The 10231-nt window shown below is 65.6% G+C and carries 12 protein-coding genes; 5 read left to right on the top strand and 7 right to left on the bottom strand.

The genetic code is table 11. The features are described from left to right. Positions 1 to 49: 49 nt before the first annotated feature. Together Q2M23_RS19000 and Q2M23_RS18995 are read right to left on the bottom strand one after the other, a co-directional pair. Positions 50 to 319: a nuclear transport factor 2 family protein gene (locus Q2M23_RS19000; protein ID WP_316396511.1), complete on the bottom strand. Its 270-nt coding sequence runs from the start codon at positions 317 to 319 to the stop codon at positions 50 to 52. Between the two features lie 144 nt (positions 320 to 463). After that, on the bottom strand, positions 464 to 1129 hold the full coding sequence (locus Q2M23_RS18995) for a glutathione S-transferase family protein (protein ID WP_316396510.1): 666 nt from the start codon (positions 1127 to 1129) through the stop codon (positions 464 to 466). Between the two features lie 520 nt (positions 1130 to 1649). Between Q2M23_RS18995 and Q2M23_RS18990 the strand changes: the two genes are divergently transcribed. Both Q2M23_RS18990 and Q2M23_RS18985 read left to right on the top strand, forming a co-directional pair. Further along, on the top strand, positions 1650 to 3320 hold the full coding sequence (locus Q2M23_RS18990; RefSeq protein WP_316396508.1) for a PAS domain-containing methyl-accepting chemotaxis protein: 1671 nt from the start codon (positions 1650 to 1652) through the stop codon (positions 3318 to 3320). A gap of 286 nt (positions 3321 to 3606) precedes the next feature. Continuing rightward, positions 3607 to 4395, top strand: a complete 789-nt coding sequence (locus tag Q2M23_RS18985; RefSeq protein ID WP_028341382.1) for an SDR family NAD(P)-dependent oxidoreductase — start codon at positions 3607 to 3609, stop codon at positions 4393 to 4395. A gap of 209 nt (positions 4396 to 4604) precedes the next feature. Here the strand turns inward: Q2M23_RS18985 and Q2M23_RS18980 are convergent, their stop codons facing one another. Next, on the bottom strand, positions 4605 to 5171 hold the full coding sequence (locus Q2M23_RS18980; protein ID WP_057016219.1) for a histidine phosphatase family protein: 567 nt from the start codon (positions 5169 to 5171) through the stop codon (positions 4605 to 4607). 70 nt (positions 5172 to 5241) lie between these two features. Continuing rightward, on the bottom strand, positions 5242 to 5994 hold the full coding sequence (gene cobS, locus Q2M23_RS18975; RefSeq protein ID WP_253624966.1) for an adenosylcobinamide-GDP ribazoletransferase: 753 nt from the start codon (positions 5992 to 5994) through the stop codon (positions 5242 to 5244). A gap of 178 nt (positions 5995 to 6172) precedes the next feature. On the opposite strand from cobS, the gene cobT reads away from it, so the two are divergent. The 3 genes from cobT (at position 6173) to Q2M23_RS18960 (ending at position 8192) form a co-directional block, all read left to right on the top strand. Beyond that, entirely contained in the window at positions 6173 to 7186 is a 1014-nt protein-coding gene (gene cobT / locus Q2M23_RS18970) for a nicotinate-nucleotide--dimethylbenzimidazole phosphoribosyltransferase (RefSeq protein WP_316396505.1), read from the top strand. A 178-nt stretch (positions 7187 to 7364) separates the two neighbouring features. Continuing rightward, positions 7365 to 7691: a hypothetical protein gene (locus tag Q2M23_RS18965; RefSeq protein WP_316396503.1), complete on the top strand. Its 327-nt coding sequence runs from the start codon at positions 7365 to 7367 to the stop codon at positions 7689 to 7691. 78 nt (positions 7692 to 7769) lie between these two features. Then, the gene (locus tag Q2M23_RS18960; RefSeq protein ID WP_316396501.1) at positions 7770 to 8192 is read left to right on the top strand and encodes a hypothetical protein; all 423 of its coding nucleotides are present in this window, start codon (positions 7770 to 7772) and stop codon (positions 8190 to 8192) included. Between the two features lie 277 nt (positions 8193 to 8469). Here Q2M23_RS18960 and Q2M23_RS18955 read toward each other — a convergent pair whose 3' ends face one another. The 3 genes from Q2M23_RS18955 to Q2M23_RS18945 all read right to left on the bottom strand — a co-directional run bounded on the left by Q2M23_RS18955 (position 8470) and on the right by Q2M23_RS18945 (position 9979). Continuing rightward, on the bottom strand, positions 8470 to 8880 hold the full coding sequence (locus tag Q2M23_RS18955; RefSeq protein ID WP_028343957.1) for a VOC family protein: 411 nt from the start codon (positions 8878 to 8880) through the stop codon (positions 8470 to 8472). Positions 8881 to 8998: 118 nt separating this feature from the next. Then, the gene (locus Q2M23_RS18950) at positions 8999 to 9535 is read right to left on the bottom strand and encodes an SRPBCC family protein (RefSeq protein WP_057016262.1); all 537 of its coding nucleotides are present in this window, start codon (positions 9533 to 9535) and stop codon (positions 8999 to 9001) included. A gap of 33 nt (positions 9536 to 9568) precedes the next feature. After that, a complete protein-coding gene (locus Q2M23_RS18945) occupies positions 9569 to 9979 on the bottom strand; it encodes a DoxX family protein (RefSeq protein ID WP_051002956.1) in 411 nt (136 codons plus the stop codon). Positions 9980 to 10231 lie beyond the last annotated feature (252 nt).

The following is a 10231-nucleotide window of genomic DNA, read 5'->3' as shown; positions in this document are numbered from 1 at the left end:
TAGCCATGTCGTTCTGTGAGCCAAGGAGTTGAGTGTTATAGTTGTCTTCCTAAGACCGCTTGGCCTCCGACTTGACGCAGCGATAGGTGACGAAGGCCTCGACGCCGTCGACCATGATGCGCTCGATCTCGTGGCGGCCGATCCAGCCGGAGTCGCGCCAGCACTCGGCGAAATAGGTCGGCTTGTCGATGTTCTCGCCATAGGGCGTCGAGAAGCGGAAATCCTCGGCGAACGCCGCCTCCACGCTCGCGCGGTCATTGGCGAGGTAGGCGGCGAAGAGGGAGCGGATGATCTCCGCCCTGTTGCCAGCTGCAGCCATGTCGTCTCCCACACGTATCGCCCGGGGCCCCGGAGCGGCCAGCGCTCCGGAAACCCGGGCCTCAGCGAGATGACGAACGGGGCGGCGCGAAAGCGACATCCCGCCACGATTTATTTTTGGAACCGGGTCGGAGGCCGGCTTGCGTCAGGTTTCCCGCGGGAACATGCCGAAATAGGGCTCGGCCTCCCTCAGCACGCGCGCGAAGGACGGCCGCGCCATCAGCCGCTCGAGATAGGCGGCCAGATGCCGATGGCCATCTCCGAACGGCTCGACCTTGTTGCCGTAGAACATCGTCGGCGCGGCCGCGCAATCGGCCAACGAGAAATGCTCGCCCATCATCCAGCCGCCACGCGCGCGTTGCGGATCGAGCTGCTGATCCAGGATCGCATAGGAGGTGCGGAGTTGCGCCCGCGCCTCGGCGACGCCATGCGGATCCTTGCTGTCCGCAGGCCGCAGCCGGTCGCCGACGACCTTCTGCATCGGCAGGTGGACATAGAGATCGAGGAAGCGATCGCGCAGCCGGATTTGCAGCGCGAGGTCCGGGTCCTCGGGGATCAGCCTGACGGCACCGGGATAATGCCGGTCGAGATATTCGATGACGATGCTCGATTCCGGCACCGTCTCATCCCGCGTCTCGTCGCGGAGCACCGGAAATCGGCCGATCGGCGACAGCGCGAGCAGCGCCGCGCGCTCGGCGGGATCGCCGAGATTGACCATGTTCGGCGTGAATGGCGTGCCGTTCTCATAGAGCGCAATCAGCGCCTTCCAGCAGAACGAGGACAGCGGATGGTAATGCAGGGTAAGCGACATCGGAACTCCATCATGGAATGAGTGACCGGAGGACGAGGCCGGGACCGCCCTTCCGACATCTCTTGCCGCGATATTTTTTTCGTATGGCGATACTTTATTGCGGTCGGCGGGCGTGGAAACCCAAGCATCGAACGCGACGCACATTCATCGAGCACGCGAATCAAATCGCTGCATCGATCGGTGAAAAGCGGCCGGCAATATCAGGCTTCGTAATAGGTCCATCAGCATCGCTGAAGTAGACGCGCTTCAATCACCCGCATCAGACGAAAGTCATCATCGATTTTCGTCCGTATGATTACGGTGAACATCGCGTGCTGCCGGTGGATGATAACGTGCGCTCTGAAAAAAACCTTTGCGAATTGAGGCGGATGCATGCGCGGAACTTGGCGTTATGCAATTCATGCCAGGCGCGCACGAGCAACAGGCTTTACCGATGCTAAACGGCTCGCTGCAACCTTTCCGTGAGTTGCCGCGATCCGCTTTTCCCCATCCCTTTCATTTGAACCTTCACGGAGCCCTGATGTTCAGTTTCAGCAACAAGGCCAAGATCGAGAATGCGCTGGCGCAGACTGCCGCGATCGGCAAATCGCAGGCGGTGATCGAGTTCAAGCTCGACGGTACCATCGTCGACGCCAACGAGAACTTCCTCAATGCGATGGGCTATACGCTCGACGAGATCAAGGGCAAGCACCACAGCATGTTCGTCGATCCGGCCACGCGCGGCAGCCAGGACTATCGCGCGTTCTGGGCCGACCTGAACCGCGGCGTATTCCAGGCCGCGCAGTACAGGCGCATCGCCAAGGGCGGCCGCGAGATCTGGATCCAGGCCTCCTACAACCCGATCCTGGACAAGGGTGGCAAGCCGGTCGGCGTGATCAAGTTCGCCACCGACATCACCGCGCAGAAGATCGACAGCATGGAGGATGCCGGCAAGATCGCCGCGATCGGCCGGGCGCAGGCGGTGATCGAGTTCGACATGGACGGCACCATCGTCAATGCCAACGAGAACTTCCTCGTCGCTATGGGCTATTCGCTCGCCGAGATCCGGGGCAAGCACCACAGCATATTCGTGCCGCCGGCCGACCGCGACAGCGTGGCCTATCGCGATTTCTGGGCGCGGCTGAACCGGGGCGCGTTCGAGGCCGGCGAATTCAAGCGGCTCGGCAAGGGCGGCAAGGAAATCTGGATCCTCGCCACCTACAACCCGATCCTCGACGACCGCGGCAAGCCGTTCAAGGTCGTCAAGTTCGCCACCGACGTCACCCAGCAGAAGGTGAAAACCGCCGACAATGACGGCCAGATCGATGCGATCGGCAAGTCGCAGGCGGTGATCGAGTTCAACATGGACGGCACGATCCGCACCGCGAACCCGAACTTCCTCGCCGCGATGGGCTATTCGCTTGCCGAGATCCAGGGCAAGCATCACAGCATGTTCGTCGAGCCCACTGAGGCGAGCGCGGCCGGCTACCGCGAGTTCTGGGGCGCGCTGAACCGCGGCGAATTCCAGGCCGCCGAATACAAGCGTATCGCCAAGGGCGGCCGCGAGATCTGGATCCAGGCCTCCTACAACCCGATCCTCGATCTCAACGGCAAGCCCTACAAGGTGGTGAAGTACGCCACCGACATCACCGCGCAGGCGATCGGCCGCAAGAAGGCCGACAGCGCGCGCGGCCTGATCGAGGCGGTCGCCGCCGGCAGCGAGGAGATGAGCGCCTCGATCCGCGAGATCTCGGAAACCATGACCAAGTCGAAGCAGAACGCCGCGGTCGCCACCGGCCGGGTCGAGGCTGCCGACGGACAGGCGCAGAAGCTCAATGCCGCAGCGCAGGCGATGAGCGGCATCGTCGAGATGATCTCGAGCATCACCGGGCAGATCAACCTGCTGGCGCTCAACGCCACGATCGAGTCGGCGCGTGCGGGCGAAGCCGGCCGCGGTTTCGCCGTGGTCGCCTCCGAGGTGAAGAGCCTCGCCAATCAGGCCAAGCAGGCGACCGACACGATCTCCTCGGAAATCGACGCGCTGAACTCGATCGCCGCCGAAGTGGTGAGCTCGCTGTCCGAGATCAAGGCGGCGATCGCCGGCGTCAACGAATACATCACCTCCACCGCCGCCGCGGTCGAGGAGCAGAGCATCGTCACGCAGGACATGTCCACCAACATGCAGCGCGCCTCTGCCGAACTCGCAGCGTAAGCCACGGTGCGATCCTCGAAGGATGGGCGGCCCGGGCTGGGGGCCGTGCATCCTTCGAGACGCGCCGCTTTGCGGGCTCTTCAGGATTGCGGCGAGAGGGTCGGCGTGCCGTAGGAAGCCGATACTCCACACTCCCCGGCTGGTGGCCGTTCACCCTTCGAGGCTCGCTACGCTCGCGCCTCAGGGTGACGGAGAGAGAGCATGCCGCGTGTCGCCGTCGGGTTGACACGTCGGAGTAAAGGTCGCAGACGGTCGGGACTTCCTGCCCGAACCGATGGACCATCCGATGAATTCCGCTTCCCCCAAAGTCGCACTCGTGACCGGCGCCGCGCGTGGCATCGGGCTTGCCGCGGCGAAACGCTTTCTCGCCGACGGCTGGCGCGTCGCGCTGCTCGACATCGAGGGCGAATTGCTGCGCGCGGCGGTCGCGGCGCTGAAGCAGCCCGACGACACGCTGGCGCTGACCTGCGACGTATCAGATGCCGCTGGCGTGGCAGCCGCGATCTCTGCGATCACGGACCGGTTCGGCCGGCTCGACGCGCTGGTCAACAATGCCGGCATTGCCGTGTTCACGCCGGTGCTGGAGACCTCGGACGCCGACTGGAGCCGGATCATGGCGGTCAACCTCACCGGCCCGTTCCTGTGCACCAAGGCGGCCGCGCCGTTAATGCGGGAGCATGGCGGCGGTGCAATCGTCAACATCACCTCGATCTCGGCGGTGCGCGCCTCGACGCTGCGCTCGGCTTACGGCACCAGCAAGGCCGGCCTCGCGCATCTCACCAAGCAGCTCGCGGTCGAACTCGCCTCGCTCGGCATCCGCGTCAACGGCGTCGCGCCCGGGCCGGTCGAGACCGCGATGGCCAAGGCCGTCCACACGCCGGAGATCCGCGCCGACTATCATGACGCCATCCCGCTCAACCGCTATGGGCTGGAGGAGGAGCTGGCGGAAGCGATCTTCTTCCTGTGCTCGGATCGCGCCAGCTACATCACCGGACAGATCCTCGCCGTCGACGGCGGCTTCGACGCCGCCGGCATCGGCCTGCCGACCCTGCGCGGCGCGCGGCGGAATGGGTAACGGTTGATCGAACGAACTAATGTCACACCGCGACGGGACTGCACTCCCTCGCCCCGTTCTTACGGGGAGAGGGTTGGGGTGAGGGGCCCTCTCCGCGCGCGCAGTACCAGTTAGTCTCGCGGAGACTCCCCCTCGCCCGGAACGCATCTGTCGATGCGTTCCGACCTCTCCCCGCACGCGGGGCGAGGTAAAGCAGAGTCACTGCGCTATCAGCGCCCGTTCACCGCGACCACGCGCCAGGCATCCGGCAGCCGGTCGATCCGCGTCAATGACAGCGGATCGATGACGAAGCGCAGCGCGAGCTCCGGGGCAAGCTCGAGCGCGATCGCAAGGATCGCGCGAATGGTGCCGGAATGCACGACCAGTACGACGTCGCCGGACGGCAGACGCGCGAGCCCTGCCCGCGCCCGCGCGATCTGATCGGCAAAGCTTTCGCCGCGCGGCGGCCGGTTGCTGCCCGGCGATTGCCAGAACGCGCGATAGGCCGCGCCGAGCTCGGCTTCGATCTCGCTGTGACGCCGGCCGGTCCAATCGCCAAAATCCTGCTCGCGAAAGGCGTCGTCCTCCGTTGCCGTGAGACCGAGCTTTGCTGCGGTCTCACGGGTGCGCCGCGCCGGACTGCAGACCGCGCGAGCGTGGGCCGGCAGCCTCGCCTGCAACGACGCGAATGCCGCGGCATCGCCGAGGTCGGCGGGCGCATCCGGCGCGTGGATCACGCCGCGCGGACCGTCCACCGGCGCATGACGGATCAGCCAGAAACGCGTTTCGCGATCCATGTTCCGCTCACGCTTTCATTTTGACGCGTTTTCTTCACGCGAACCGGTCTCCACTTCGCTCGAAAACGCTCTAACCTAACCGCGCCGCGAGCAGTACCAGGATCGTGGTTTCCGCGACCTGCTCCGCACCGCCAAGCACATCGCCGGTCTGGCCGCCGATCTGCCGCTTTGCCACGAGCGCCATGACCAGCGCGCTCACAGCGGCCGCGATCGCCGCCAGCAGCGCGCTGCTGAACGGCAAGGCGAGGATTGCGATCAGCAGCGCGATGCCGGCCGCGACCACGGCAATGGTCCCATCAGGCCTTCCGGCATTGGCGGCGAGCCCGTCCTTGCGCGCGTAAGGCTGGCTGATCGCAATCCATGGCAGCACGCCGCGGCCCAGCGCGTGCGCCGCGATCAGGCTCTGCACCACGAGACCATTCGGAATTGCCGCGAGAGCCGCGAGCTTGGCGGCAAAGCTCACCACCAGCGCCAGCGCGCCGTAAGTGCCAAGCCGGCTGTCACGCATGATCTCGAGCTTGGTCGCGACATCGCGGCCGCCGCCGAACCCGTCGGCGACATCGGCGAGCCCGTCCTCATGCAGCGCGCCGGTGAGCAGCGCACCGCCGCCGAGCGCGAGCGCCGCCGCGGCGAGATCCGGCACACCGATCGCCCGCAGCAGCAGGCAAAACAGGCCGATCGCCGCCCCGATGGCGGCCCCGACCAGGGGAAACAGCCGCTGCGCCCGCGCAAAGCTCTCCGTCCGCGCGCCGTCCGGATGCGGCATCGGCAGGCGGGTCAGGAAGGCGGTCGCGGTCCGGAGATCGTCGAGCCATTGATTCATGGTGAAGGCCTGGAAATTGGGCTAAAGCGCGACGAGATCGGGCTCGACCTGATCGCGCTTTAGCTTCTTGTTAGGGCATGATCTCCGCGCAAATGCTACGCATTTGTCGCGAGGGAAAACCGCTTCACACGTTTCCGGATCATGCATTAGCTTGCGGCCCGCTCGACGAGGGAATCGCATGCAGTTCAGTACTCTAGACGACATCCGCGGCTTTTGTCGCGACCTGCCGCAGGGCGACGAGGCCAGTGCCGCGGCCGCCACGCAGCGCCAGCAGTACCTGACCAAGCCGCCGGGAAGCCTCGGCCGCCTGGAGGAGGTTGCGATATGGCTGGCGCGCTGGCAGCGGCGTGAGATGCCCCGGCTCGACCACGTCACGATCGCCGTGTTCGCCGGCAATCACGGCATCGCCGAGCGCGGCGTTTCAGCCTATCCCTCCGAGGTCACCGCGCAGATGGTGGCGAACTTCGCCGCCGGCGGCGCTGCGATCAACCAGATCGCCAGGCTTGCCGGCGCCGAGCTGCGCGTCGAGCCGCTCGAGCTGGCGCGCCCGACCCGCGATTTCACGACCGGACCGGCGATGGACGCCGCCGATTTCCTCGTCGCGCTCGATACCGGCTGGCGCACGGTGCCCGAGCAATGCGATCTGCTCGTGGTCGGCGAGATGGGCATCGCCAACACCACGGTCGCCGCGACGCTGTGCGCCGCCTTGATGGGCGGGCGCGGAGTGCGCTGGGCCGGCCGCGGCACCGGCGTCGACGATGCCGGGCTGATACGCAAGCGCACCACGATCGATGCGGCGCTCAAGCTGCATCGCGGCGCGATCGACGATCCGCTCGTCACCGCGATGTCGCTCGGCGGACGCGAGCTCGCGGCGATCGCGGGCGCCGTGCTGGCGGCGCGCGCACGCTGCATTCCGGTGCTGCTCGACGGCTTCGTGGCGACAGCGGCGGTGCTGCCGCTGGCGCGGCTTCAACCCGACAGCCTCGCGCATTGCCGCGCCGGACATGTGTCGGCCGAGCTCGGCCACCGCGAATTGCTGCGCGAGCTCGAGCTCGCCCCCTTGCTCGACCTTAACATGCGGCTCGGCGAAGGCTCCGGCGCGGGGGTTGCGATCCTGCTGTTGCGCGCGGCGCTCGCCTGTCATGGCGGCATGGCGACCTTTGCCGAGGCCGGCGTCTCCAACGCTGACTGAGGCTCCCGGGAGAGCCGGAGGGTTCCCTCAAAAAAGCCGGTGCATAGCGTCGGCGCGGGTTGACAATCTTCGCGTGTGTAGCATGACCTCTGCGCGTTGGAGGCCTAACCTTCGCGGCGGTGGGACGCCGGCTGGCGTCTCAGCCGTGCTGAACCAGATACCGGGGAGAAATCACCTCATGTCGGGCGTTCTCATCAATCTGATTATTCAGGTCATCAGCGGAGCCGTCGGCGGCAATGTCGCGGCGGGAGCGGCCAAGTACATCGATCTCGGCACGCTCGGTAACACCATCGCAGGCGCCATCGGTGGCGGCGCGGGCGGACAGCTTCTGGGCATGCTGATCCCGCTGCTCGCCAATTCCGGCGCGACGCCTGACATCGGCAGCATCATCGGCCAGGTCGCCGGCGGCGGCGTTGCCGGCGCCGTGCTCACGGCGATCGTGGGGGTCGCTCAAGAACCGCGCGGCCTGAGCCACCTGCTGTCGCGACCGGGACATCGGTCTTGACGATGCCCCATTCCGGCGCGAGCCTTCCAGCTTGAGATGCGGCGGCACCTCGATCGCCTCGTGGCAGGGATTGCGCGCATGAAAATACTTGTCGCGGCGGCAGCTCTCTGCGCAACGGTTAGCTGCGCGCAAGCCGAGGTTCGTATCCTCGCCAGCCCTGGCGGGCAGGTCGGCCCGTTCATCGAGCTGTTCGACAAGGTGCGCGAGTCGGGCGAGCGCGTCGTGATCGACGGGCCCTGCCTGTCCGCCTGCACCCTGGTACTCTCGATGGTGCCGGGCGACCGCATCTGCGTGACGCGGCGCGCCGTGCTCGGCTTCCACGCCGCGCGCTCGATCGACCAGCGCGGCCGCACCTATGCAGAGCCGGAAGCGTCCGTGGCGGTGCTGCAAGCCTATCCGGCACCGGTGCGCGGGTGGATCGCCCGCCGCGGCGGCCTGACCTCGCGCCTGCTATTGCTGCGCGGCCGCGAGCTCGCGGCGATCTATCCGCGGTGCAGGTGAGATTTGCAGCCTGTAAAGTGTCGTAGCCCGGATGAAGCGAAGCGCAATCCGGGGGACTGCCGGCGCGGATTGGGTGCCCCGGATTTCGCTGCGCTCCATCCGGGCTACGGCTCCCATCCCGTCATCCTGAGGTGCGAGCCTTGCGGTGCACTTGCACCGCTGGGCGAGCCTCGAAGGATGCACGGCCACAGCCGGGCCGTCGTGCTTCGAGACGGCCGCTACGCGGCCTCCTCAGCATGACGGGTAGGGAATGAGCTCGGCGGAATAAGCCGCCAGCCTACATCCCCTGCGGGCAGTTCACCATCCAGGGGATGCCGAACTGATCGACGCACATGCCGAAGCCGTTGGAGAAGAAGGTCTTGCCGAACGGCATCGTCACCGTGCCGCCCTCGGACAGCGCCTTGAAGCGGCGTTCGGCTTCCGCGGGATCCTCGACCTGCAACGCGACGTGGAAGCCCTGCGGCTTCTGGAAGTGGCCGGGCGGGGCGTCGGAGGCCATGATGATCTCGCCGTCGATCGTGAGGCGGGCGTGCATGATCTTGTCTTTCCAGCCGGGCGGCGTCTGCATCTCCGCACTGCCCTCGCCGTAGGGGAAGGTGTCCTCGATCCGGGCGCCGAGAACCTTCTCGTAGAATTTCAGCGCGGCGCCGCAATTGCCGTCGTAGGAGAGATAGGGGTTGACCTGCATCGCATGCTCCCTTGGGTCATTCGAGCCTCGCCCCGGTGGTACCGGAACGAGGGCTCCGGATTGTCATCTTGACGCGTTTTCCTGACACGAACCGGTAACCACCTCGTTCGAAAACGCGCTACTTTTCAGTCAGCTTCTTCAGATTGGCGAGACCGACCTCGAAATCCCTGCCGATCATGCGATCCAGGTTCATGAACACCTGCATCACCTTCGACATGAAGACGGCCGGACCATACATCGTCCATGTGACGCTGGTCGCATTTCCCTGCGGCAGCATTGTGAACTCGGCGGTGTTGTGGCCTTCGAACGGCTTGATGAAGTCGAGCTTGATGACGATCTTCGACGGCGCGGAGGATTGCAGGATCTCCATGCGGCCGGCGCCGACATTCTTGTTGCCGTCCCAGGCATAGGCCGCACCCTGCCCGCGCCCGGCGCCGCCATAGATCCGCTTCATGGCCGGATCCCGGTTCTCGTAGGGCGACCACAGCGTCCACTGATGGAAATCGTCGATCAATGGAAATATCCGCTCGGCCGGCGCGTTGATGCTGATCGCACGCGTGACGCGGAGCGTGCCCGGCTTGGTCGCCGCGAGGATGAGGATGACGGCGATCGCGACGCCGAGGACAATCGCGATGATGGCAATGGTCTCCAACATGACAGTCTCCACAAGGATGGATTGAACAATACCTCACCGGCGAAATGGAAGCATTGCGCGCAGATTGCCGTCGCGCAGATAGAGCCCGCCCCACAGCATCAGGCCGAGATAGAGCCCGAACAGCGTGTGGGTGAACAGCGGGCTGCCGATCCGCACATGCGATGCGATCGCGCCGCCGAGATACCCGGTGAGCAGGATGGCGCCGAGGATCGAGGTCGGCGGCACCGAGTAGAGCAGCGTGCAAACGATGGTGATGATGCCGAGGCTGCGCGCCAGCGCATCACTCGCGCCGAAGCCCATCCTGTCCATGGTCTCGGTGACGACCGACAACGGCACCAGCTTGATCGCGCCGTCGAACAGCAGGAACAAGACGACCACGCCGCTCATGACGCGGCCGGTGATGCGGGCGGGCTTTGAGACTTCGGTGTCGACGATCGTCGGCATGACAGGCTCCGTAACGCTTGGTGATGCTCTCTGCCTTCATGACGAACGGCGGAGTACGGGGCCGACAAGGCGGGCGAAGATTTTTTCGGAAGTCAGGCAGAGTCGATTGAGAGCTGCGACGAGCTCCCTCTCCCGAACCAAGACGTGGATACCCGGCACCAGGCCGGGCATGACGAGTTTGTGGAGCTATCGAGCCCATATGCGACTGCCCTGCACTCGCGGGAGAGGCGTGTTGCCAAAATATCGAAAACA

The sequence above is a fragment of the Bradyrhizobium sp. 33ap4 genome (genome assembly GCF_032654765.1).
GTDB lineage: Bacteria > Pseudomonadota > Alphaproteobacteria > Rhizobiales > Xanthobacteraceae > Bradyrhizobium > Bradyrhizobium australafricanum.
This window is presented reverse-complemented; position numbering and strand designations above follow the sequence as displayed.

Bases quoted from the DNA above. Each gene is read 5' to 3' on its own strand.
- Q2M23_RS18980 (WP_057016219.1), bottom strand. From the start codon at position 5,171: ATGGATCGCGAAACGCGTTTCTGGCTGATCCGTCATGCGCCGGTGGAC.
- Q2M23_RS18945 (WP_051002956.1), bottom strand. From the start codon at position 9,979: ATGCCGACGATCGTCGACACCGAAGTCTCAAAGCCCGCCCGCATCACC.
- Q2M23_RS18995 (WP_316396510.1), bottom strand. From the start codon at position 1,129: ATGTCGCTTACCCTGCATTACCATCCGCTGTCCTCGTTCTGCTGGAAG.
- Q2M23_RS19000 (WP_316396511.1), bottom strand. From the start codon at position 319: ATGGCTGCAGCTGGCAACAGGGCGGAGATCATCCGCTCCCTCTTCGCC.
- Q2M23_RS18990 (WP_316396508.1), top strand. From the start codon at position 1,650: ATGTTCAGTTTCAGCAACAAGGCCAAGATCGAGAATGCGCTGGCGCAG.
- Q2M23_RS18950 (WP_057016262.1), bottom strand. From the start codon at position 9,535: ATGTTGGAGACCATTGCCATCATCGCGATTGTCCTCGGCGTCGCGATC.
- cobS (WP_253624966.1), bottom strand. From the start codon at position 5,994: ATGAATCAATGGCTCGACGATCTCCGGACCGCGACCGCCTTCCTGACC.
- Q2M23_RS18960 (WP_316396501.1), top strand. From the start codon at position 7,770: ATGAAAATACTTGTCGCGGCGGCAGCTCTCTGCGCAACGGTTAGCTGC.
- Q2M23_RS18955 (WP_028343957.1), bottom strand. From the start codon at position 8,880: ATGCAGGTCAACCCCTATCTCTCCTACGACGGCAATTGCGGCGCCGCG.
- Q2M23_RS18985 (WP_028341382.1), top strand. From the start codon at position 3,607: ATGAATTCCGCTTCCCCCAAAGTCGCACTCGTGACCGGCGCCGCGCGT.
- Q2M23_RS18965 (WP_316396503.1), top strand. From the start codon at position 7,365: ATGTCGGGCGTTCTCATCAATCTGATTATTCAGGTCATCAGCGGAGCC.
- cobT (WP_316396505.1), top strand. From the start codon at position 6,173: ATGCAGTTCAGTACTCTAGACGACATCCGCGGCTTTTGTCGCGACCTG.